Genomic DNA, 23285 nt, shown 5'->3' on the forward strand with positions numbered 1-23285 from the left:
GGTATTATATTATCTTTTGGAATGAAAACATATTGTTGAGAGTATCTGATTAGATAGTAAAAATCCAGTTTCAAAATGTGACTGTCATGGTGATGGTATCTGAATAAGTACCCGGTATTGCAGGTTGGCTGGGTTGTAATCGTGCATAATATGTATGGTTGTTAGTCACGGGGATATTGAGGAGTGTTAACAGCATTCCCCCTGTAATTAACTGTCCTGAAGTATTGCCTAATATTACGCTATATCCTGAATCTCTATATAAATTATAGTTTAATTGACTTGACGCATTATTGAGTTTTCGTTGAGGGATTGTGCCGTTTCCAGCACTAAATGAGACGCTGTAGCTTATCAATAGTCCGGCAATTGGTGCTTGACAGGTTACAGAAACTGTTCCGCTCGTATTGGTTGGTAAAGCAGATGTATTATCATATATTCCGAAATTAATCCCACTTGTTGATGCTGAACAGGTGGCTTGTAATCCCCAACTAGGGGTGACACAGAACAGTAGTAGTAATATGACCACTTTGATATTCTCCTATGGGTGAAATAATGCAGGTTTTGTTGTTAGATGTTATGGTTCCTGTGGACATAAGTACTGAATCAGGTATTTCGCATTCACCGTTAAAACCGACTAACGTAACGTCGCCAGTTGACCAAGCAATTTGTGTGCCGGGTTCGGGTGGTTCATTGCTATCGGACTTAATTACTTGTGTGAGGTGGCTTTGCGGGGATTGTAATCCAAAACTGATAAGATAGGCGCCTTGCGCATCGGTAAAGAAACTTGTTCGATCTTCAGGAATAGTCAGCTGAATTGGGATTTCTTGAGTATCTAAATTGACCGTGTTTGTTGAATAGGTCGTCACATTAGGTAAAACGTATGCGCCTGATTGCCCTGTTTTGCCTATGATTTGATTATTGAGTTTAATGGGAATATCTGGTGTGTTTGCTGCTTTAACGATAGCAATGCTTGATGTGATTTTTTGGTGGGGTGATATTCCGCCCGATGACCAGATTAGGCTCCCGGATGCCCCAGCTTGTGTTAAATGGGAGTTTTTATATTTATTTCCTCGTAATGATATATCTCCGTATGGGCTACGATAGGCGAGGCTTGCATCACCTGTCATTGTCTTGTTCTCACGAGAAATACTCCCACCATAAGTGGCGCCATAAATAGATGTGCTATTTTTTTGTGCACTAATTCTGGCTCGCTGCTCGTTCCCTGTTCGGCTCGTTGTTGCCTGTGCGCTGAATCCATGATCAAAAGATTTCGTTATGCCGATCATGATTGTTTTACCTTTTCCACCAATCTGACCATTGCCATTAATGAAAACTTGATAGCCATTACCAAAGTTTTTTTGATAGGAAGCTGTTATAATACGGGTTTTCTTTGAATAAAAGCGATGTTGACTGGTATAGCTGACTGAAACAGACCCAAAAGATTCATGAGTATAACTAACATAGCTTTGGATATTCAGTTTTAAAGGATGTTGGCTGTTAATTGAACCTATATCTCTGAATTTATTTGTTTGCCGTAATATATTCACACCAAAACTTACTGTTTTAGATGTTCTTTGTAGGGAGATTTGACCAAGTTTGCCTGTATCTTGATGCGTTCGACTTATGGCGCCGGTTGCGCTAAGGACTGCGACATTCCCCAAAAGTACAGTAGGTGTGATGCCATAGATTTTCGTATTGGATGAGGCCTGAACATTATTCTCTAGGGTGAAATTATCCGAAAAACCATATCTATGCGTAACAAGACCGACCGCTTGGCCGTACGAATTACTTTTAATGCCATAGTTATTTCTGACTTTGCCGACTTCGAGGGTATAGTCATGGAGCCCTGTTTTTAAGAGATCCGGTGAAACGTAATATGGGGCATCAACATAGATTTTTTGGCCTAAAAGATCGGTGGTTTCAACGGCTATGTCACCTGCTCCTGTAATTACCGGGATATTTTGAATTTCATAGGGGCCTTGATTGATTGTACTGGAATAAACTTTAGATGAATTGACAAAGACATCTATGGGGGTTAGTAAGGCTGAATTACCCTTGATGGATGGAATAGGGTAGTAGATAAAATTCTGTTGATTACTAAAATTAGTCCCAAGCTGTACACCGGTAACCCGATTGGTGGTTGCCCATGTATTGGATCGTGTAATACCATCTCCAACTCTTAATCGCGTTGCGCTGGATGGAAACTCGGTAATATAGTTTGTTTCAAGTCTTATTGACTTATGAGTGTGATTCGTTTGTGATATTAGGTTTGAGTTGCGAAAAATACCGCTTGGTGTAAAAAGAAGGACTTCGGGAAGTGCTGATGTGTTTGTGTAGTGGTTTGAGTTTGATTGAACGGCATCATAGTTAAGGCCAAAAGCGTATGTTTTTTCAGTCGTATTAACATTTGTGACTGAACTATAAATAGTTGGGGAAACTTGATGATCATCAAGAGTTATTTTTAAATCAAGGTTGTTTTCGTTCAGCGAATACTTTGATTTCTCTATAGATAAGAATTGTTCGGGTGTTTCAATCTGGCATTTTGCGATGGCATGTGGATTCAGAATGATTTTGTCATTTGCCCGAGTTACAGGGATAATCTCTTGGCATGGTTTATTATTGATGGTTGCTATTACTAATAGTTCTTCAGCATGGACCTGAATGCTGATCATAAAATTAATGGCGTTAAAAAGAAAGAGTCTTGCTCGTATCATCAATTTGATAATCCAGTTTATAAGATCCGTGCACAATACTGAATGGTAATTTCACAGTCTTTGATTCATGAGCTGGGACGTAACCACCGATAACAAGTGAATTCTCTCTGTTATACAATCTTCCTAAGGTAATGAATGTATTCGATTCATTCGTGATAACTAGGATGTCACCATTTGCTTTTATATAAGGTTTTTTATCAATCTGAGGTTTTGTATTGCGCGCAAATAGCGGAATGCTATAGTTGCTTTTTATTTTTATGCCCTTTTGATTTGGTGTTGTCTCAATTTCACGCACAAGGAGGCGCTTTTTTTGTTCTGTAGCCTGAGATGATATGTTGCGTTGAGTTAAACGGATTATTTGTTTACCATTTGGTGGAATACTTATAATTTTTGGGGATATGATCCAATTGGGATCAATACTGCCTATTTTGTCGATATGACAATTATCCCAATCACAAATATCAATCTGGAAGCTGATGTTTGTGGTATTGGAATTTCTTATTTCGAAAGATGTTATTTTATTATTAGGCGTAATTTTTAATAGGACAGGGCTAATCGTCGTTGCTGCAAAGGTTGTTGCCTGTTTAATTAAGAAAACTAAGATGGTCCATCTCATTTTAACCCCCCTAATAAGTAACTGTTGCCGTGACTGTATCTGTATATGTCCCGCTTGTTGGTGTCTGTGAGCCTGGTAGTCTTCCATAAACGGTTAATGTTTGGTTTGTGCCTGATCCGGTGCCATTATTGAGCTGGGATGAGGATGTCCCGTCCCCCCAAACAGTTGTTCTGACTGTATCGGTAAATAAGTTATAATTCATGGTTGATGCGCCGGATGTTAAAATCCGATTTGCATAAGTTGCTCCAGATCCTGTTCCTATATTTAAAGCAACTGTATAAGGGGTACCGTTTGTACAGTTAATTGTCATCGTTGTTGATGCGTCTATTTGAGCGCCCAGATAATTGCCAAAATCCAGATTGTTTGTAACAATAGTGCAATTTGCATTAACTGTTGCTGTTACTGTAAAATTTGATGTTTGAGTTGCTGCCCATAATTGACTTGTTAATAGGCTTGGTACAATAAGAAATATCTTCATACTAAAACACAAATAAAAATTTACTATAAGTCAAGTTTCTTATCATGTTCTTTAATAAAGGGTTAATTATGAATATAGTAGTGTTAAAAAATAATATTTAACTATGAAGAAGTGTGGTTAAATATTATTTTTTATAGTAATTATTAATTATGATTAATAAAATATGCTTCTTATATAATTTTTATTTGTTTTTTGTAAAGCATAGTCATTCATATTAGCAATTTGGCATCACAACGGTGTTGCTTGTACTATAGTTATTCAAGTCGGTTTTTCACACTTTTTAAGGCATAATGTAAAGATACAATTCAGGAAACCATAAGAAAGCGTGAACCTCCAATCAATCCAAGCTCAGGCTTTCTTCGAAATCCTAGCTTTGCTCGTCGGAGATGACGATCCCATACTTCAGTGAGATTTTTATTATGGTTATCAGTCTGATATCAGGGATGCTGACTTACATGGTTTAGAAGAGGATGTCATTAGTATATAAAAAAACCGCCCAATTGGGCGGCTAGAGTTGCTTTTTGTGTTTTCAAAATCTCTATTAAACGGTTGGGATAACCGAAACGTAGGAGCGGTTTTTAACTCCTGAATGGAATGTCACTGTGCCATCAATAAGGGCGAACAGTGTGTGATCCTTACCCATGCCAACGTTTTGACCTGGATGGAACTTTGTGCCACGCTGACGAACAATGATGTTTCCAGCGATTGCATGTTCATTACCAAACTTTTTTACACCAAGGCGGCGACCAATTGAATCGCGACCGTTACGGGAACTACCACCAGCTTTTTTCTGTGCCATAGACTTACTCCTTTATATCCGGATTACTTTCCAAGTGCCACTTTTGTAATCTTGACAACTGTCAAGTGTTGGCGATGACCCTTTTTGCGACGATAGTTGTGTCGACGGGTCTTCTTGAAAACAATCACTTTACGATCACGCATCTGTTCTTCGACAGTTGCTGTTACTGTGGCGCCAGCGACAGTTGGTTCACCGATATGGTCTTTCTTGCCATCATTGACAAGAACAACATCTGTAAATTCAACTTTGCTGCCGGCTTGGGCGTCGAGTTTTTCGAGACGAATAACGTCCCCCTCAGCGACCTTATATTGCTTACCACCGGTCTTAATTATTGCAAACATATTTTAAACTTTCTGTTTAAAAGAAAACACAAAAAGAACACAGTCTTGAAGACTGCGTTAATTATCTTACTACATCTATCGTTTTTTTGTTGTCTGTGTCAAGATTAAACTAGTGAATTTCATAAAAATATTGAGTAAATTTTATGACACCAGAATTAGTCTTAGAAATTCTTGATCATGCGATGATCGCAATTGTGAAGATCTCGTTACCACTGTTATTAGCAGCCTTGGTTGTCGGTGTCATTATTTCTTTGTTTCAAGCATTAACTCAGATCCAAGAAACTACATTAACATTTGTTCCCAAAATGATTGTTTTATTTGTTGTTATTGCTTTTTCTATGCCATTTATTGGGGCAACTTTGTCAAGTTTGACTCATGAACTTTACGGACATATTACTGATCGCCAATGACGTATACTTTTTATTTCCAAGAAATTTACGAATATTTTTTTGTGTTTATGCGGCTGAGTGGTCTATTTCTATTCTTTCCCGGCATTGGGGAAAGTTTTGTGTCTCCTCGCATTCGGTTGATAACGGCTTTTGTTGTAACGTTGGTTTTAGCTCCCCTTGTTTCAAAGGGAGTTCCTGTCAAAGAATTCTTGTCGCCTCTGACAGTTCTCTATATATGTCGCGAGATATTTTTTGGCTTATTTTTAGGGATAATGACGCGAATCCTATTGGATGCACTTCAGACGACAGGAAATATTATCGGGTTGCATACATCTTTATCTGGTGCATCCCTTTTGAACCCATCGCTGGGGACGTCAGATACAGCAATCGGTACGGTTTTGATGTTTGGGGCAACGGCGTTGATGTTTGCAACGAATGCGCATTATTTAATCTTTGCAGGTCTTGTTCATTCATATGAGATTTTTCCCATGCAAGGTCCTGTTTTGATCGGTGATTTTTCCAAGGCTATGGTAAACGTGGTTGCTGATAGTTTCTGGCTAGGGGTTAAACTTGCTTTTCCTGTAATGATTGTGGGGACATTATTAAATGTGAGTACAGGGCTTGTCAGTCGATTGATGCCACAGATGCAGGTTTACTTTATGTTCATGCCGGTTCAAGTGTTCCTTGGATTTATGTTATTAGCTGCAATTGTTAGTACGATCATGATTGTTTTTATGGATCATTTTCGCAATTTTTTACAAGGGATAGGCAATGGCTGAAGGCAGTGAAGAAGACGAGAGTTCCAAGACTGAGGAACCGACTCAACATCGGATAGACGAAGCCTTCAAAAAGGGGCAGATTGCTTATTCTCGTGAGGTTCTTCATTGGATGATGTTGGGGACTGCCGGGCTGACAATCATGATGTTTGCTTGGTATGTTGGGCAAAAATTCCGTAAGAATTTCACGCAATACATATCATCACCTGATCAATTTTCTGTGGATCCGGCGACAATCAGTGAATTGTTGTGGCAGATTATCTTTGATTTCTTTTTGCTAAGTTTACCGTTGCTTGGATTTTATATGGCAGCAGCCTTGGCCGGAGGGTTTTTTCAGACAAAATTTGCAATTTCAACTCAAGCCTTGAAAATGGATTTGGGGAAGTTATCACCGATGAAAGGATTTAAGCGTCTATTTTCAAAAAAATCTATTGTGGAGTTTATTAAGGGACTATTCAAAATCACGATTGTGGGGATGGCGCTATATATCTTTTTTCGGGGAAAGTTAGATGAAGTTGCCGGGATGATTTATTTGCCGGTGGATAAGGTCCTAGGAATAATTGGGACTTATGTAACGCGGTCAATCGTAATTGTGGTCTCAGCCATGGCGATTATTTCTATAATGGACTATTTGTTCCAGAAATTTGAACTCTTGAAGTCTTTGCGTATGACCAAAGATGAAGTTAAGCGTGAACATAAAAATCTTGAAGGGGATCCTCAAATTAAGGGGAAACGCCGTCAAATAGCAGAGCAACGTATCAAGCAGAATTTGAAGGAAGCTGTAGGTAAAGCAACAGCCATTATCACAAACCCAACTCACTTTGCTGTTGCGATTCAATATGATTCCGAAACCATGAATGCCCCAGTTGTTGTTGCTAAGGGGGTCGATAATATTGCCTTAAAAATTAGGGAGTTGGCTAAAGAGAAAGAGGTTCCCATTTATGAAAACCCACCGCTGGCGCGTGCTTTGTATGCCAGCGTTGATCTAGAACAAGAAATTCCGCCAGAGCATTACCAAGCTGTGGCAGAAGTAATCCGATTTGTTATGAACCTAAAGCGTCAGTATTTTTAGGGGCTTTGTGGATACGCTTGTTATTTGGTGGGATCAGGATATATGATTAAAAAAACTGTTTTTAGGAAAAATCAATGAAACTTCTATCGGAACTTGTCGTGGGTGAATTAACTCTTCCAAATCGTATTGTGATGGCGCCGTTGACTCGGTGCCGTGCAGGTGGCGGTAAGCGCGTGCCTAACCCATTAATGGCCGAGTATTATGCACAGCGAGCAAGTGCTGGATTGATTATTTCAGAAGCAACTTCGGTTGATCCCATGGGCGTTGGTTATCCGGATACACCGGGGATATGGTCTGATGAACAGGTCAACGGCTGGAAACAGGTGACAGCTGCTGTGCATGATAGAGGCGGGCGTATATTCCTTCAACTCTGGCATGTGGGTCGTATTTCCCATTCGATGTATCTGGATGGCAAACAACCCGTATCCGCGAGTGCTATCGCAGCAGAAGGACATGTCAGTTTAGTGCGCCCAATTACACCGTTCCCTGAGCCACGAGCTTTAAGTCTTGATGAGATTCCAGCTGTTGTTGAATCCTATCGTTTGGGGGCAATCAATGCACAAAAGGCTGGCTTTGACGGTGTTGAAATACACGGTGCTAATGGTTATCTGTTGGATCAATTTTTGCAGGATTGTTCAAACCACCGCACAGATGAGTATGGTGGGCCTGTTGAAAATCGCGCAAGACTGATGATGGAAGTAACAGATGCTGTTGTTTCAGTCTGGGGAGCCGGGCGTGTTGGAATGCACTTGGCACCACGTGGAGATTCTCATAGTATGGGAGACTCGGATCTTGCCGGGACATTTGGTTATGTGGCTCAGGAATTAGGTAAGCGTGGTCTTGCTTTTATTTGTGCTCGTGAGTATGTTGCTGAAAATAGTCTAAGTCCTATGATGAAAGAAAAATTTGGCGGTGTTTATATTGCCAATGAAGGGATGACATCTGATCTGGGCGAGATGTTATTATTGGATGGTAAAGCAGATGCGATTGCCTTTGGTAAAAGTTATATTGCTAATCCGGATCTTGTCGACCGTATTAAAGGTGGTGCTATCCTAAACGAGCCGAATTCTAAGACTTTTTATGGTTCGGGATCAGAAGGGTATACGGACTATCCATTCCTAGAGGATATTTAATATAATCAACGTATTAGCTTTATTTGTAATTTTTTTATAAAAAACTAGAATTATATTTGATTTTTGAGGGGGAAAGGACCATATCATTATTGTGTATAATTTTTAGGATTTAAAAAAATGCGTATTTCAACTCTATCACTTTTATTAGGGCTTTCTATTTCTTCTGTGTATTCATCTGATGATCCGTTGCGTGATCAGGATTGGGATGCTATCTTTGTTGAGCAAGCACGAGACTTACCTCAGCAGCATACTACCCCTGTTAATGAAACTGGGGCGCCTTGGGGTGATTTTTCTCTTGGTGGAAAACAATATAAGGTTCAGAATGTCTCAGGAAGCAATATGGCTTGTTTCTTTAACTCAATGGGGTTGAATGCAGCTGAACAAGCAAAGTTGTTGCGTGAAAAGAAAAATAGTTCTCTTGTTCGTTGGATGGTTGGGAACGACATTCTTTCTGCAACGCATAACCCGGAACAACTATCTGCTACAGTAAGAAAAGCAATTGGTTATGATGAGTATATACAAGCTAGACAAAAGATAGATGATCTCGAAGAAGAGAGAAATCGTATCTTAAAAGAGAATGGCGGAAAGACGGAAGATTTGCCTCCAGATTTACAAAAGGCGGAATTACAAAGAAAAGAAAATGCAATATGGGAAGCTTTCAGACAACGGTGCATGTCAAGCGCTGCATTTTTGGCTTATGTTAATACCTATATAGATAATAATGAAATGATGGCGTTTGCACCAGATGGTGGTGTTAATCACGATGATATAGGCCAAAACTTCACAGCAATCGATGCAATTGCGTATCTGAATAATATTGGCGTGCAAATCTATACATGGGCTGACCGTAAAAAACCATTAGTAGATGGTAATATTCATCTTTCTCACCAATATATTCCAGATGGGGCAACGAGAATAGCACGTTTATATTATAACCCATATCACTTTCAAGCATTTGTTCCTGTTGTTGATGAACAAGAAGAACTTCGCAAACAGCAAGAAGCAGAGCGTCAAGCTAAAGCTCAAGAAGAACTTCGCAAACAGCAAGAAGCAGAGCGTCAAGCTAAAGCTCAAGAAGAACTTCGCAAACAGCAAGAAGCAGAGCGTCAAGCTAAAGCTCAAGAAGAACTTCGTAAACAGCAAGAACTAGAGCGTCAAGCTAAAGCTCAAGAAGAACTTCGTAAACAGCAAGGATCAGGGCAATCTCAGGTTCAGCAACAGGGATCAAGAGAACTTGAATCTTTAAGCCAACCTCAAGTTGGGGATGTGCGTATCAATAATACTAAAAGAGAGCGATGGAATGGCTCGCGTTGGGTTCGTATGTAACTCTTAGAATCCATCCTACAATAAAGCCACGTATTCACGTGGCTTTATTGTCTTTTCAGGTCGTATCACATCGTCGCTCACGTGTTAAGTACTGATTTCGTTCCTTATTCCTTGTAGGAAAATCAATGAGAACAATTATATTTATGTTCCAATAAATAAAAAATCAATGATAGTTTTTTTCTGAAAAAAATTCTTTGAAACGATTGCCTATTGTCATCATACTGTATCCCTGGACTAAATTTAGACCATTGTGTTGCATTTTCCTGATCTGGTCGTCTGAACAATCACTTATTTGACCGATAGCTTGGGCTAGACTTTCTGGATTGTTTACCTCACACAATAGGGCAGCTTCTTGCCCCTCTAGAATTTCAGCGAGTCCTTTTGCACGGGTAGAGATAAGGGGACAGCCATAAGCGAGGGTATCCAAAGCAATAATGCCAAAAGGTTCTTCGCGGGAGGGAACGCAAAAAACGTTCAGTTGATCATAAAAGGCGCGTTTGTCGTGTACCCATCCTACAAACTCAATGATGTCGTCAAGGCCCAGTTTTTGAGTCAATGCTTTTAGATGCGCTTCTTCGGGGCCTGAGCCCCCAATGATCACTTTAAGCTTGATTTTGTTTTTCAAAAAACCAATCGCTTGGATAAAATCTTCAAAGCCTTTTTTCTTTACGAACCGCCCCATGGCTCCAATAATCAAGGTCTCCGTTTTTGGTTTGAGCTTAACAGGATTAACGTTTGTCAGATCAATCATATTAGGCAAATGAAACGCCTTATTTTTGGGGAATCCTGCGGGGGTCAGATGATCATCGATCATATGCTGAGATACTGCAAGAATAGCATCAGCCTTGATGAGATGTTTAACGCTATAGTTATGACAAAAACCAATGATCCGACCGGATACAAGTCCAAATCTTCGTAAGGTTAGCATCATCTTAAGGGGGCGATTGCCGTGACATAAAATAATGTCAGGTTTATATTGCGTGACTGTTTTTCTGAGCATACAAAGCCCAATAGGATCCCAGTCAGCAAACTGCTTTATTCGTTTTTGTGCAATTGTATCTGGTAGGGATAGGGGGGATTTCAGATCAAGGACGGCCATCTGATCATAGTCTGTATGTTTGCCAATCATGGTCGCAATGTTGATAAAGGCTTGTTCAATACCGCCTCTGCCACGACTTAGCATAATATTCAGAATTTTAGGATTAGTCATTGATGTAATCTTTGAAATGAATGGGGCGAGAAACCGGGATCGAACCGGCGACCTCAAGAGCCACAATCTTGCGCTCTAACCAACTGAGCTATTCCCGCCACATGTCATTATTAATAACGTGTATTGCCCAGATCGTCAACTGGTTTTTGAAAATTATGATGGGAGGTTTTGCCTGATCAGGTTCTATTATGTTTTAGTTTGATCGTTAATGATAAAAGCAGTTTCTGAATAGGTCAATCTCTGCTATAGTCAAGGAAAACGGGCAATGGAGGAATCCTATGGGATTCAAGTCACTATTCGATAGTCAGGAACTGAACGAGTCGGAATCTCGCCACAGTTTATGGGCGGTTTCATGGATGAGTTTTTTCTGGAGTACTTCATCCCTAATGGTATTTTCGTTGTTGCCAATTTTTATTGTAGATGTGTTAGGCGCATCACGTGCAAAACTTGGGATGATCGAAGGTGTTGCGATTTCTTTAGCTTTTTTCTCTAAAGTGTTTTCTGGCGTAACCAGTGATATTTTTAAGTCACGAAAACCGTTAATTGCTTTGGGATCTTGCCTTTCCATCTTGGTTAAATTTATCTTTGCTGCGGCGTCAAGTGTTACTTGGGTCTTTGCTGCCCGGTCAATTGACCGATTATCTAAAGGGATCCGATCATCACCCACGGATGCTTTAATTGCCGACATATCTCAAAATCTGCATCGTGGTCAAAGTTATGGTTTGCGCCAAGCACTTTATACGTGTGGTGCTGTATTCGGATCAATTATTGCAGCTGTCCTTGTTTCTGTGACAGATTATGATTACCGATTAATCTTTACATTATCAGCAATTCCTGCCTTAATTGCATTCGTTTTATTGCTTATCTTTGTAAAGCAACCAAATATTTCTCATGAACTACCCAAGCGGTCAATGAGATGGCAGTTTTCAGATATCAAATATTTGCCATCCAGTTTCTGGTCTTTGTTGATTGTTGCTTTTGTTTTGATGCTGGCTCGTTTTAGTGAGGCTTTTATTAATATCCGTGCCAAGGATGTGGGCTGGCCAGTTGAATTTCTGCCCCTGCTTATTGTGGGGATGGATTTAGTACATGCAGGTGTTGTTTATCCAATTGGAAAAATGGCCAATCGACACAATCTAAATAACTTATTATTTCGGGGAATCTTAGTTTTAGTGGCGACTAATGTTGTATTCCTTATGACGCATGATATTGTTGGGGTTGCTATTGCGGCGATGTTGGCTGGATTGCACATGGGGATGACTCAAGGTATTTTGTCAACGCTTGTTGCTGAGTCAACTCCGGCTGAACTTCGAGGGACAGCCTTTGCAATCTATTATTTTTCGTCGGGTATTGCTGTTCTGATTGGAAATTCTTTGGCCGGGCATTTGTCGGATATTATTGGATCGACAGGGTGTTTTATGGGGGGGCTTTGCTTTACCCTTATTGCGAGCGGAATGTTGTTTTTACGGATGACTCGATACAAATCAGCGGTTGCTTGAGTCTTATTTCTTATGAACTTATACAGCGTCAGGCTTGAAAAAAAGATAAATGATCTATATATTTAAAAGGCAAGTATATTGCAAAATCTAAAATAGAAAGGGGTTGATTTTAGTGGAAGTTACAGTTCGTGATAATAACGTGGATCAAGCTTTGCGTGTTCTTAAAAAGAAAATGCAACGTGAAGGCATCTATCGTGAAATGAAGATGCGTCGTCACTTTGAAAAGCCATCCATTAAAAAAGCACGTGAGAAAGCTGAAGCTGTCCGCCGTTTCCGTAAATTAATGCGTAAACGTTTGGAACGCGAAGGCTATTAATTCTCAAGCTTTCAATAGAATGACCGACAAGGCCCCCAATTGGGGGCCTTGTTTTTTATTTTCTTAAGTCTAGGTAATGAAATAATATATGGTAAACATCTCATTATTAAACAGGGCCCATTGATAAAGAAAATAGCGAGAAATTTTGCAACTACTTTTTTTCCTCTAATTTGCAAGCTTCTGATCTACTTGATCGTGAAGAGATTATTGTCTTTGGAAATATGCTTGAGTGAAATAACAATTCTAAATTAACCTCAGTTCGACATAAAAAGCCGAGAATGACGGACTTTAGTCCTATGCAGATTTTTTTATGTCGGATTTATGTTAAATTATCTTAGCTATGAAGATTTGTTGAGAGTTAAAATTACTTTACAAGGTGCTCTTGGATTAAAATTTAAATTGTTTCTTCTGGTATTCTTTAATCAATGAGCTGTATGTCCATACGGCGTTATCTTTGAATGAGGTTGATCTATAAAATTGAGCAAGCTCATTTCTGTTTCTATCAATATAGGTTTTTTGTTCAGAATCTGTAACCATGTTTAAGCGCAGGTTATTAAAGCGGTCTGCTACAAGAACCATATCCGATAGATTGAGTTGGTTAAGGTCTCGGCCGTCAAAGACATAGGGATTTTTTCTAACTATCTCTTGATAAAAATGAGCCAGCATATAGGCTTCCATCCCATATTGAGCAAATGTATCAATTAACTTATCTTGACTGTCTTGATTTCGTTTTAGATAAGACTGATATCGTTCAAAAAGGTTCTGTGCTTCTGTTTTTATTAAACTCTCATTTCTTCTTGGAACGGTTAAGGAAATCGTTGGTTTTTCATTGGTTGATATAATTTGATCCAGAGTCTTTACATACTGATCGTAGGGCAGGGACTGTGCTAAACTCTCAAGATCCTCTGCGCAGGTTATCACCTGTTTAGCTTTATCTATTTTAGAAAGCACATCGCGGGCTTCTTCGAGATATTCTCGAGATAATGTTGCGATTTCTGTTTCGGTTGTTTCCCTGTTTTCTGATGCTAAATCTAATTGTGCTTGATGAATCGCATAGGACGGATATTGCGTTAGTTGATTAAGCTTGCTTTGATATTTGTCTGGAAGTTTAGGAGGGTTCTTTTGGTAACCCCTAATATAGGATAGGAATTGAGATAGATATGAATTTGATTGGTGAAAAAGATCCAAATTTTGTTGATGTTGGTCTAAAGCAACAGCAAAGCGATAAAACTCAAGTCGCATCTGTGTTTCAGAAGGAAGCGTTGATTTTTGTTTGGTGAGTGTATTGATGAAATCGAGTTCATCGATATTGTTCATGTCAAGAGGGACTTTTGGCAAATTTTTGGACAGGAGAACCGATACCGGTTTTTTTAAGAAATGCGCTAAATCTTTGAGGAAAGAACCGATTACTTTTTCTGATTTAAGCTTGTCTTTTAAGTCATAATCATCAGAAAACAGATAAATTTCAAGTGCTGATGGCTTTGGATTTAAGTGGTATAGAGCATACTCTTCAGCAGTTAATGGCAAGATGCTATTGGTATAGTTATTGGCAAACAGCTTTATTTGTTGGGCTATTATTTTGTCTAACTCAGTATTAGCTTTTGATAGCCCATTTGGAATAGCTGAATATAACAACCCACTTGTGAGCCAATAGGTTCCCCCAGCAATCATAGCGCCACCGACAAAGGGAATAGGGCACATCATATTGCCTGCGTAATATCCTGCACCTGTTGTTAGTAACCGAATTCCATTTGCCTTATTGTTGATCGAATGTGCGGCTGCTACAAAGATCGGTGTGCTGATCTTGGGCGCAGCTAACTTGGCAAACCCTTGAATGGTTCTGTTGATGGCGACTCGGATGTGGTGATTAACACGTGGTTTTAAGTATTTCCAAACATTTTTAAATGCCTTTTCTTTTTTCTTGCTAGATAGTGTTTTTAGTTTATTTCGACTGAATAATAGGTAGTGATCTAACGGTGTGCCAGAAAGGCCGATAATCCACAAGGTTTCTGCATTTTTAAACGTTTCTGGTGTGATATCTCCTGTTATTTTGTGAATTAGTTTTGCTGATTGTTGTGCAAAATATTTGTCTAGTTTTGCTAAGATATACTTGCTAACTTTTTCGTGTTTAGCGAGTGATAAAAGGGTTGGCTTTAATGTGAAATCATCGGGTAAAATGGCATGGATGAATGTTGATGCTAAGGCAACAGAAACTTTGTAGTGTGTTTCAATTTGTTGACGTTCAGCAACATAGACTTCTCTTTTCTTGCCAAAATTACCCGTTTCTAACAGGGACTGGTAGACCGCCTGTCTCATAATAGGGAAAATCTTTTGGATAATTAAGAACTGGCGTTGTTCCGGTGTTGTTGTATCAATATTGGATGTCAGAGCATGCGCCATGATATCAGGAAGCTGAGTATGGAGTAGCGCAAGGATGCTTTCTTGGTTCAGTGTATTGAATTCCCCTCTAAGGGCTTGATTGAATAATGAACGTGAGGCTGTCATGTAACGACTGAGACCGTCCGCTGTACCTTGTATAAAATTTTGGGCAATTATTTCTGGTGACGAGTCGGATGCTAGCGTTGGAGGTAAGTTCTTTGTCAGAAAAGCGTCGCTGGGTGTTAACGTTAAGTGGATGGTTGTTTCAGAAGAGTCTGAAGCGCTGCATATTGATGAAAAGTGCATCAGCAATATTAAAACTCTTTTTTTATATCCAAGATATTTAAGCATATTACCCCCGTTTCTATGGGGTATATATTGATGGGAAGATCTTAATTTTTAGTTAAGTCAGATAAACATTCTATTTAGATCCGATGATAATCTTCATCCCATCAAATCCAGGAGCAATATGTTCCGGACATCTCTTTAGGGCGGTATCATAATCCATATGTTGATTCATGTGGGTAAATACAGCGCGCTTTGGCTTAATGATCTTGAGTATAGCCATGGCTTCATCAAATTTCACGTGGGTTTTATGATCATCAAACATTAAACAATCGATGATAATGGTATCAAGATTGTGCAGTTTTTCGAGTTCTTGCGATTCAATCCGCTTAAAATCGGTGCAATAAGCAAAATCATTAATGCGAAACCCCCAAGATGTCATAACCGTGTGGTCAAGTTTGATCGGCAGGATATCAACGCCTAGCACCTTAAAGGGCTCATTAGTGAATATATTGGGCGTAATAAATGTCTGGTAGGGGCCACTCGGTGCTTTGAAAGCATAACCAAAGGCCTGCTTTAGGTAGCCTAGAGTTACAGCATCTGCATAGATTGGTATGGGGCTACCTTGTTTAAAGTGAAAATGCCGTAAATCATCCATGCCAAAGATATGATCGGCATGGGAATGGGTATACAGAACAGCGTCGATTTTAGAGATTGAATTTGCTAGCAGTTGCTGGCGGAAATCAGTCCCTGTGTCAACGACGAAGCTTAATCCATTAATATCAATATGAATGCTTGCACGGGTGCGACGATTTTTAGGGTTGTTTGGATCGCATTGGCCCCAGTCGCCCGTTGCTAAGGGAACACCACCTGACGAGCCTGATCCAAGAATAGTAACGATCATTCAGGCCTCGTCGCACGGTTAAAGAGCGTGAAAAAATTGTCTGTCGTTTGTTTTGTAACTTCGGACAGCGAAATACCTTTGAGTTCAGCAACCATTTCTGCAGTGTGTAGAGTAAACGCCGGTTCATTGCGCTTGCCGCGATGGGGGATGGGGGCCAAGAAAGGAGCATCCGTTTCAACAAGAATGCGATCAAGGGGGACAAACTTCACAACCTCTCGCAATTCCTCAGCTTTTTTAAAGGTAATGATCCCTGAAAATGATATATAGTATCCACGGTCAAGGCCCGCACGGGCCATGTCAATGCCTCCGCTAAAGCAATGGAAAACGCCTTGGGTTCCAGGTGTTTTATCAAGGCAACTGAGGGTGTCAGCATCTGCGTTGCGTGTGTGGACAACAACGGGCAGATCAAGTTGTTTTGCTGCGGTTAAATGAATATCAAAACAATGGATCTGATCAGCCGAATCACTATTGTTGTAGTAATAATCAAGTCCTGTTTCGCCAAGCCCAACAACTTTTGGATGATCAGATAGTTGTGTAATTTTATTTAAAAGTGCGTCATCTGCATAATCTTTTGCATCATGGGGGTGAACGCCAACTGTGCAAAAAACATGGGGATAGGTGTCTGCGATTTTTTGGATATCTAAGGATTCACTTAAACGGGTGTTAATCGTCAACATGGTTTTTATACCATTCAGATCAGCTCGACGCATAACATCATCAAGGTCGTCTTTGAAGTCGGGGAAATTGAGATGACAGTGACTATCAACAAGCATTGTAAATCCTTTTTAAACCATCATATACTGATGTCCAGGATGGGGTCAACCACCTCCCGAAACAAACTGAAGACGCTGTCCCCCATATTGTGCTGTCTTTTTATCCGATGATTCTCTTTCGGTAAAAGAGATAGGGCTTTTTTTGTTTCGATAGGGCGGTTTATTTGGTACAATTGTACAAAATAACCTGCCTATTGTTTTTTCTATGATCAATCTTTTAAAGAAAATAATTTATAGTGTCCTTTTTGTTGGCGCCATTATTGGTGGATACTATGGCTATAAATATTATAACAAAATAGAAATTATGCCGTTACCATCGGCGCAGATTGCCTTTGTTAACTTGAGTAGGATCAATACCGAAGCGCAAGCTGTGCGTCACTTTAAAGAGTTGATTGAACGTCAGTATAAAACTTTTCACGAAGAAATCTTGGGGCGTGAGAAGCAATTACAAAAACAGTACGAAGAAATCCGTGAGATTGAAAAGAAATCACCGGAACTTGCTAAAAACTTGAGTGCGAAAAAAGATGATCTTGATCGTCAAGTAACGGATTTGGACAAGACGTTGCGTGCTCGTAAGGATACGTTAAATAAGATTTTTGCCCGTATACAAGAGCAAATTGAAAGTAAAATCCGAGAAATTGTTACAGATGTGGCTAAGCGCCGTAATTTGAATCTTGTCTTTAATGCAACAATTTTAGACGCCTCAGTTGTGCTTTATGGCGGATCAGAGCTTGACATTACTGATGAAGTTCTAAGAGAATTAAACCTAAAATTACCAACTGTTCATTTGCCGTCGGAATAAGACATGCCAGATACACGATTTTATAAAAACAAGGGGCCTTTTACCCTTAAGCAAATATCCGAGTTTCTTGGGATACCTTTATCTTTTGGGGACAATTTAGATCAAAAGATTTCAGAGGTTGCGACATTACAAACGGCAACTTCAAACGATTTAGCTTGTTATCATAACTATAAATATCAGGATGCCCTAAGGTCGACTAAGGCCGCGGTGTGTATTATTGCAGAAGATCTGGTTGATCATCGCCCCAACCATCTGCCTGTCTTTATATCAAAAACCCCATACCGGGATTACGCAAAATTATTGGGGATGTTTTACCAAGATTTGCAATATATGTCTGAAATTGCCTCAACGGCAGTGATTTCCCCGACTGCAAAAATCGGTCAGGGCTGTACGATTGGACACTATGTTGTTATCGAAGACGGGGTAGAGATTGGTGATCATACTGTTATTGCTAGCCATACAGTGATTGCCGCCAATTGTATTGTGGGTGCAAGTTGTAAGATTGATTCACATGTTTCTGTTTCTAATAGCTTGATTGGTAGTCACGTGGGTATTAAGACAGGGGCTCGGATTGGTCAACGGGGGTTTGGATTTGATATGGATGCCAAGGGGCACATTCCTGTCCCACAATTAGGTCGGGTCATTATTGAGGATTATGTTGACATTGGTGCCAATACGACAATTGATCGTGGTTCAAATGCGGATACCCACATTAAAAAAGGCGCTCGGATTGATAATCAGGTTATGATCGCCCATAATGTTATCATTGGTGAATATTCCATTCTTGTGGCTCAGGTTGGCATTGCGGGCAGTACCCAGCTAGGTAAATTCGTCATTGCAGCAGGCCAAGTTGGGATTGCCGGGCATCTGACGATTGGTGATGGAGTTCAGATTGCTGCTAAATCGGGCCTTATGCGCGATGTCGAAGCTGGCGCTAAAATTGCAGGATATCCAGCTATACCAATTCGAGAACATTTTAAGCAAGTTGCAGTATTAAGTAAATTAGCATCAACAAAGGGAAAATAAAAATGACAGAAAACGCCCCAGATATTTTAATTAATGAAATTATGGACTTGATTCCGCATCGCATTCCGATGTTACTTATTGATAAACTAACGGATGTGAAGTTGGGCGAAAGCGCAACTGGAATTAAAAATGTAACCATGAATGAATGGTTTTTCCAAGGACATTTTCCGGGGCACCCTGTTATGCCGGGAGTTTTGATCGTTGAAGCAATGGCTCAGGCAGCCGGGGTTTTAGTTATGAAAAGTATGGGGGATAACTCTTCAGACAAGTTGGTTTATTTTATGTCGATTGAAGAAGCTAAGTTCCGTAAACCGGTTGTGCCTGGGGATACTTTAAAACTAAAAGTTTCATTGTTAAAATCACGTGGAAATATTTGGAAGTTTAGAGGTGAAGCTTGGGTTGGTGATGTTATGACTGATGAAGCTATATTTACCGCGATGATTGCAAGTAAGTAACCATATTATATGGTCACCATTTATTGACTATAAAAAGTGAAAGAGGAAAAGTATGATCCATCCAACAACGGTGATTGAACCATCAGCAAAAATTGGTAAAAACTTTAAAGCAGGTCCTTTTTGCTATGTAGGGCCAAATGTCACCATTGGGGATGATGTTGAGCTCAAATCTCATGTTGTTATCGAAGGGCATACAACACTTGGCAATGGTAATATTATTTATCCCTTTGCAACAATTGGTCACGTACCTCAGGACAAAAAATATGCGGGTGAACTAACTTATCTTGAGATTGGTGATAACAATGTGATTCGTGAATATGTCACAATGCACCCGGGTACAGCAACAGGGAATACGGTTACTAAGATCGGAAGCCGTGGTCTGTTTATGGTCGGCGTTCACGTTGCCCATGATTGTGTTGTTGGGGATGATGTTATTTTGGCGAACCAAGCGACGTTAGCAGGACATGTAGTTGTTGAAGATCACGTCATTGTTGGTGGAATATCGGCAGTTCATCAGTTTGTCCGTATTGGTGCTCATGCTATGATTGGCGGAATGTCAGGCGTAGAACAAGATGTAATCCCATTTGGGATCGTTATTGGTGAACGAGCTCGATTATCTGGTCTTAATCTTGTCGGTTTAAAGCGCCGTGGGTTCCCTCAGAAATCCATCAGCGCATTGCGTGAAGCGTATCGATCATTATTTACACCGGATACCGAAGAAAAACCGTCAACGTTCCAAGAGCGCCTTTTAAAACTTAAGGATGAGCAAAGTGACATTCCGGAAATCGAGAATTTGATTGCTTTTATCCAAGGTGAATCGCATCGTAATTTGTGTATGCCAAAGGGATAATGATGACTCAAGAACGTGTTATAGGGCTTATTGCAGGTTCAGGCGGTCTGCCAAAACAGATTCTGAGCCATTGCCATCATGCTAAGATTCCTGTGCACGTTGTCGCTTTTGAGGGGCAAACGCCGGATGATACAGTCGAAGGGACCTCTCATCTATGGCTAAAATTGGGGACGGTCGCACCATTACTTGAATATTTTGAGAAACATCACGTAACGCATGTGGTTATGGCGGGTGGTATAAAACGCCCCAGTATTTCTGAATTATCTCTTGATTGGACGGGAACTAAATTATTGGCACGCGTTGGGTTAGGTTCCAAGGGGGATGATGGGGTTTTATCTGCCATTACAGACTACCTTCAGGAACAAGGTTTTGAAATTCTTTCAGCGGCAGATCTTGTTCCAATTACTGCAAGCGCAGGCATGCTAACTTCAGGCAAATTTGATGCGGAATTTGAAGAAGATATTCAACGTGGTCTTAGTATTCTTCATATGCTAGGCGATCAGGATGTCGGTCAGTCCATTGTTATCCAACAAGGATTGGTTTTGGGGGTCGAGGCCGTTGAAGGAACGGCTGAGCTTATTCATAGGTGTGCATCATATCAACGATTGGGCCGCAAACCCATCCTTATAAAATGGTCAAAATCCGGACAGTCTCGTCTTGTCGATTTGCCGACCATTGGTGTTGATACGGTTGATCAATGTGTTAAAGCTGGTTTTGCCGGTATTGTCATTGAGGCTGATGTTACGCAAATTCTTGAGAAAGAGGCTGTCATTAACCTTGCAAATGAGGCAGGGCTTTTTATAAAAGTGTTATCATGAATCTATCTTACACCTTCAAAAATGCAGCCTTACTGGATAAGGCATTGACGCACCCGAGTTCAAAGAAATTAAAGGTTAATGATTTTGAGCGTTTAGAGTTTCTGGGGGATCGGATCTTGGGGCATATGGTTGCTGACTTATTGTATCATACCTTCCCAAAAGAAAAAGAAGGGGATCTCGCAAAACGCCAAGCTGTTTTGATTAGTCGCGAAGTTTGTCAAGATGTAGCGCGAGAAATAGACTTAGCCAAAGCGATTAAGTTTGTTGGTACAGAATTTGATGGAAAATCGTCGGTTTTGAGTGATGCCATGGAAGCGTTAATTGCTGCTATCTATCTGGATGGTGGTATGGCGGCCGTCAATACTTACATTTTACCATTCTGGAAGACACGATTGACCAAGTCTGACGCACCGCCCAAAGATAGTAAGAGTTTGCTCCAAGAATGGACGCAAAGCCGCGGATTGGGGATTCCTCGGTATGAGTTGGTTACAACATCAGGTCCGGCTCATGCCCCGGAGTTCGAAATGTCTTTAACGATTAACGATATCACCGTATCAGCCAGCGGTAAATCTCGCAAGATCGCGGAACAAGAAGTTGCTAAGGCCATGTTAGCCCGATTGGGCTAGGAAGTCCGCATAATACAAGACATCATACACCCAAAGTGAGGTTCATCTCGGTGAAAGCGGCGGCGGTTGCTGAAAAATTCCTGTTCATTGCTATAGGTATCGGCAGGAGATGGGGTTATAGATGTAACTCCTGCTTCGGTCAATTTTCTAAGGGCAAAATTAGGCAGATCAAACATCCGGTGATCTGCCTTTTTTGATGGCTTGAATAAATCTGAATAATCAGACAGGTCTTGATAGAATTGCTGATCAACTTCATATGAATCTTGCCAGATACAAGGACCGATTCCTGCTGTAATGTTGGATCGGGTTGCACCTAAATCGACCATCTTATCAACTGTGTTCTGAATAATTCCTGAGACTGCACCTTTCCAGCCTGCATGAACGGCTGCGACAATTCCCGCGCTATCATCTGCCAGTAAGATTGGCACACAATCGGCTGTTATAACACCAACGATAATGTTCGGTTTTGTTGTGATCAGGGCGTCTCCTTCGAGGCGGTCTGCATGGTCCCAAGGCTCATCAACGACGATGACTTTATTGCTGTGAATTTGGCGTGCTGTTACTAGATTTTTTACATCACCACCAATGTGTTTTGCGATTCTTTCTCTATTCTCACGGACATCTTCCGGGCGATCTTGTTTTTCCATAGCGGCATTTAGGGATGTAAATAATCCTGTACTAACCCCGCCTTGGCGTGTCATAAAAGCATGTCGAATATTGGGCAGGGTTTCCAGTTTTTCAGATTTGAGACTTTTAAGCATGGGATCCTCCTTGAATAGCAAGTACTTTGAATAGATCTCCCATTTCTTGGGGAGCGGTCAGACGATGAACAGCCAAGAGCTGATCTCTATAATTAGGCAGAGAACTTAAGGAATGAACTAGATTTTCAATCTCAAGTTCTTTCAGGAATTGTCCCTGTGGAATGGGGCCTAACGTTTTGATGGCGTGATGATTAAATAACCTCTTTAGGTAAGTAAAATCCACATGATGTGTGATATCAGCTTGGCCAATGAAATCAAACAGTCCAACTTTTTTATGATTTTTAATGGCTTGTAAGGTGAAACCTGGATTCATATTCCCATAGTCAATAATCAGTCCGATTCCGGCGTTCGCATTAAGTAGGTTAGAGATATCTTGAGTGAATTGTTCGTATAGACGAGACTTATACGTGATGCCTTCGTTGAATGTGTTGGAATCTATTGTATCCCAAACGAGTTGATTATCATCGATGTTCAATTCTGATGTTGTGGTGCTATCAGATCTATAGTACTGAATCGGTAGAGCATCGAAAAATTCATTTGCAAGGATGATGGTATATCCTTTTGAAACCTCATTAAGACTGCTGATCCAAGTAACTGCATAGGGTTGAAGAGTTTTATGCTGAATAGCTTTTAAATGGTCAGATGAATCAAGGATATAGGTTTTTAAGTTATTTGCTAAATGTGGAATTTGTTCCATGCTTTTTAATATGGTTGCGAGCATTGTCCCTTTGCCAGCTCCTAACTCAACCAGATTAATAGGAGTAGGGGACCCTGCATTGTGCCATTGGTCAATAATCCATTGAGCTATACAAAGACTAAATAGGGGCGATACTTCGGGGGCTGTGATGAAATCCCCTGTCTTCCCAACAACAGTTGATTGCGCATAATATCCGTCTGTTGGATCATACAATACTTTTGTTAGATAGTCTTCTAAACGCAT

General features: G+C 40.3%; 25 protein-coding genes and 1 tRNA gene. 13 read left to right on the top strand and 13 right to left on the bottom strand.

The window, feature by feature from the left end; all coding sequences use genetic code 11:
* Positions 1 to 70: 70 nt before the first annotated feature.
* The 6 genes from KF820_06255 to rplU form a co-directional block, all read right to left on the bottom strand.
* Positions 71 to 523 carry a spore coat protein U domain-containing protein gene (locus KF820_06255; GenBank protein ID MBX3457939.1) on the bottom strand — a complete coding sequence of 151 codons (453 nt, stop codon included), beginning with the start codon at positions 521 to 523 and terminating at the stop codon, positions 71 to 73.
* Complete coding sequence (locus KF820_06260) at positions 486 to 2714, bottom strand: fimbrial biogenesis outer membrane usher protein (GenBank protein MBX3457940.1); 2229 nt, start codon at positions 2712 to 2714, stop codon at positions 486 to 488. The genes KF820_06255 and KF820_06260 overlap by 38 nt, the downstream gene beginning before the upstream one ends.
* A complete protein-coding gene (locus tag KF820_06265; protein ID MBX3457941.1) occupies positions 2683 to 3327 on the bottom strand; it encodes a molecular chaperone in 645 nt (214 codons plus the stop codon). The genes KF820_06260 and KF820_06265 overlap by 32 nt, the downstream gene beginning before the upstream one ends.
* 10 nt (positions 3328 to 3337) lie before the next feature.
* On the bottom strand, positions 3338 to 3805 hold the full coding sequence (locus tag KF820_06270) for a spore coat U domain-containing protein (GenBank protein MBX3457942.1): 468 nt from the start codon (positions 3803 to 3805) through the stop codon (positions 3338 to 3340).
* A 541-nt stretch (positions 3806 to 4346) separates the two neighbouring features.
* Positions 4347 to 4604 (bottom strand): 50S ribosomal protein L27, encoded by a 258-nt coding sequence (gene rpmA / locus KF820_06275; protein ID MBX3457943.1) that lies wholly within the window; start codon positions 4602 to 4604, stop codon positions 4347 to 4349.
* Between the two features lie 23 nt (positions 4605 to 4627).
* On the bottom strand, positions 4628 to 4945 hold the full coding sequence (gene rplU, locus KF820_06280; protein ID MBX3457944.1) for a 50S ribosomal protein L21: 318 nt from the start codon (positions 4943 to 4945) through the stop codon (positions 4628 to 4630).
* Between the two features lie 143 nt (positions 4946 to 5088).
* Here rplU and fliQ point away from each other — a divergent pair, with 143 nt between their 5' ends.
* The 5 genes from fliQ to KF820_06305 all read left to right on the top strand — a co-directional run bounded on the left by fliQ (position 5089) and on the right by KF820_06305 (position 9641).
* Positions 5089 to 5355 (top strand): flagellar biosynthesis protein FliQ, encoded by a 267-nt coding sequence (gene fliQ, locus KF820_06285; protein MBX3457945.1) that lies wholly within the window; start codon positions 5089 to 5091, stop codon positions 5353 to 5355.
* A complete protein-coding gene (gene fliR, locus KF820_06290) occupies positions 5352 to 6113 on the top strand; it encodes a flagellar biosynthetic protein FliR (GenBank protein MBX3457946.1) in 762 nt (253 codons plus the stop codon). Before fliQ ends, fliR begins: the two co-directional genes overlap by 4 nt.
* On the top strand, positions 6106 to 7182 hold the full coding sequence (flhB, locus tag KF820_06295) for a flagellar biosynthesis protein FlhB (protein MBX3457947.1): 1077 nt from the start codon (positions 6106 to 6108) through the stop codon (positions 7180 to 7182). The genes fliR and flhB overlap by 8 nt, the downstream gene beginning before the upstream one ends.
* A 74-nt stretch (positions 7183 to 7256) precedes the next feature.
* Positions 7257 to 8315, top strand: a complete 1059-nt coding sequence (locus KF820_06300) for an alkene reductase (GenBank protein ID MBX3457948.1) — start codon at positions 7257 to 7259, stop codon at positions 8313 to 8315.
* 117 nt (positions 8316 to 8432) lie between these two features.
* Positions 8433 to 9641, top strand: coding sequence for a cell envelope integrity protein TolA (locus KF820_06305; GenBank protein ID MBX3457949.1), 1209 nt, complete (start codon positions 8433 to 8435; stop codon positions 9639 to 9641).
* 163 nt (positions 9642 to 9804) lie between these two features.
* Here KF820_06305 and KF820_06310 read toward each other — a convergent pair whose 3' ends face one another.
* A complete protein-coding gene (locus tag KF820_06310; protein ID MBX3457950.1) occupies positions 9805 to 10851 on the bottom strand; it encodes a glycosyltransferase in 1047 nt (348 codons plus the stop codon).
* A gap of 21 nt (positions 10852 to 10872) precedes the next feature.
* Positions 10873 to 10949 (bottom strand) — tRNA-His (locus KF820_06315).
* 180 nt (positions 10950 to 11129) lie between these two features.
* On the opposite strand from KF820_06315, the gene KF820_06320 reads away from it, so the two are divergent.
* Positions 11130 to 12350 carry an MFS transporter gene (locus KF820_06320; protein ID MBX3457951.1) on the top strand — a complete coding sequence of 407 codons (1221 nt, stop codon included), beginning with the start codon at positions 11130 to 11132 and terminating at the stop codon, positions 12348 to 12350.
* A gap of 112 nt (positions 12351 to 12462) precedes the next feature.
* Positions 12463 to 12666 carry a 30S ribosomal protein S21 gene (gene rpsU / locus KF820_06325; GenBank protein ID MBX3457952.1) on the top strand — a complete coding sequence of 68 codons (204 nt, stop codon included), beginning with the start codon at positions 12463 to 12465 and terminating at the stop codon, positions 12664 to 12666.
* Positions 12667 to 13053: 387 nt separating this feature from the next.
* Here rpsU and KF820_06330 read toward each other — a convergent pair whose 3' ends face one another.
* The 3 genes from KF820_06330 to KF820_06340 form a co-directional block, all read right to left on the bottom strand.
* Positions 13054 to 15396 carry a hypothetical protein gene (locus KF820_06330; protein MBX3457953.1) on the bottom strand — a complete coding sequence of 781 codons (2343 nt, stop codon included), beginning with the start codon at positions 15394 to 15396 and terminating at the stop codon, positions 13054 to 13056.
* A gap of 70 nt (positions 15397 to 15466) precedes the next feature.
* Positions 15467 to 16234: an MBL fold metallo-hydrolase gene (locus KF820_06335; protein MBX3457954.1), complete on the bottom strand. Its 768-nt coding sequence runs from the start codon at positions 16232 to 16234 to the stop codon at positions 15467 to 15469.
* Complete coding sequence (locus tag KF820_06340) at positions 16231 to 17007, bottom strand: TatD family hydrolase (protein ID MBX3457955.1); 777 nt, start codon at positions 17005 to 17007, stop codon at positions 16231 to 16233. Before KF820_06340 ends, KF820_06335 begins: the two co-directional genes overlap by 4 nt.
* 205 nt (positions 17008 to 17212) lie before the next feature.
* On the opposite strand from KF820_06340, the gene KF820_06345 reads away from it, so the two are divergent.
* Genes KF820_06345 through rnc form a run of 6 tightly spaced genes read left to right on the top strand, consistent with a single transcriptional unit; the run spans position 17213 to position 21584 of the window.
* Entirely contained in the window at positions 17213 to 17809 is a 597-nt protein-coding gene (locus KF820_06345; protein MBX3457956.1) for an OmpH family outer membrane protein, read from the top strand.
* A 3-nt stretch (positions 17810 to 17812) separates the two neighbouring features.
* Positions 17813 to 18835 (top strand): UDP-3-O-(3-hydroxymyristoyl)glucosamine N-acyltransferase, encoded by a 1023-nt coding sequence (gene lpxD, locus KF820_06350; protein ID MBX3457957.1) that lies wholly within the window; start codon positions 17813 to 17815, stop codon positions 18833 to 18835.
* A 2-nt stretch (positions 18836 to 18837) separates the two neighbouring features.
* Positions 18838 to 19290: a 3-hydroxyacyl-ACP dehydratase FabZ gene (fabZ, locus tag KF820_06355; GenBank protein MBX3457958.1), complete on the top strand. Its 453-nt coding sequence runs from the start codon at positions 18838 to 18840 to the stop codon at positions 19288 to 19290.
* 52 nt (positions 19291 to 19342) lie between these two features.
* On the top strand, positions 19343 to 20140 hold the full coding sequence (lpxA, locus tag KF820_06360; protein ID MBX3457959.1) for an acyl-ACP--UDP-N-acetylglucosamine O-acyltransferase: 798 nt from the start codon (positions 19343 to 19345) through the stop codon (positions 20138 to 20140).
* Between the two features lie 2 nt (positions 20141 to 20142).
* Entirely contained in the window at positions 20143 to 20958 is an 816-nt protein-coding gene (lpxI, locus tag KF820_06365) for a UDP-2,3-diacylglucosamine diphosphatase LpxI (GenBank protein ID MBX3457960.1), read from the top strand.
* Positions 20955 to 21584, top strand: coding sequence for a ribonuclease III (rnc, locus tag KF820_06370; GenBank protein MBX3457961.1), 630 nt, complete (start codon positions 20955 to 20957; stop codon positions 21582 to 21584). Before lpxI ends, rnc begins: the two co-directional genes overlap by 4 nt.
* On the opposite strand, the gene pgeF is transcribed toward rnc, so the two are convergent.
* Positions 21581 to 22345 carry a peptidoglycan editing factor PgeF gene (gene pgeF / locus KF820_06375; protein MBX3457962.1) on the bottom strand — a complete coding sequence of 255 codons (765 nt, stop codon included), beginning with the start codon at positions 22343 to 22345 and terminating at the stop codon, positions 21581 to 21583. The genes rnc and pgeF overlap by 4 nt on opposite strands.
* Positions 22338 to 23285 (bottom strand): SAM-dependent methyltransferase, encoded by a 948-nt coding sequence (locus tag KF820_06380; GenBank protein MBX3457963.1) that lies wholly within the window; start codon positions 23283 to 23285, stop codon positions 22338 to 22340. The genes pgeF and KF820_06380 overlap by 8 nt, the downstream gene beginning before the upstream one ends.

This window comes from Candidatus Paracaedibacteraceae bacterium (genome assembly GCA_019636055.1).
Lineage (GTDB): Bacteria > Pseudomonadota > Alphaproteobacteria > Paracaedibacterales > Paracaedibacteraceae > Paracaedibacter.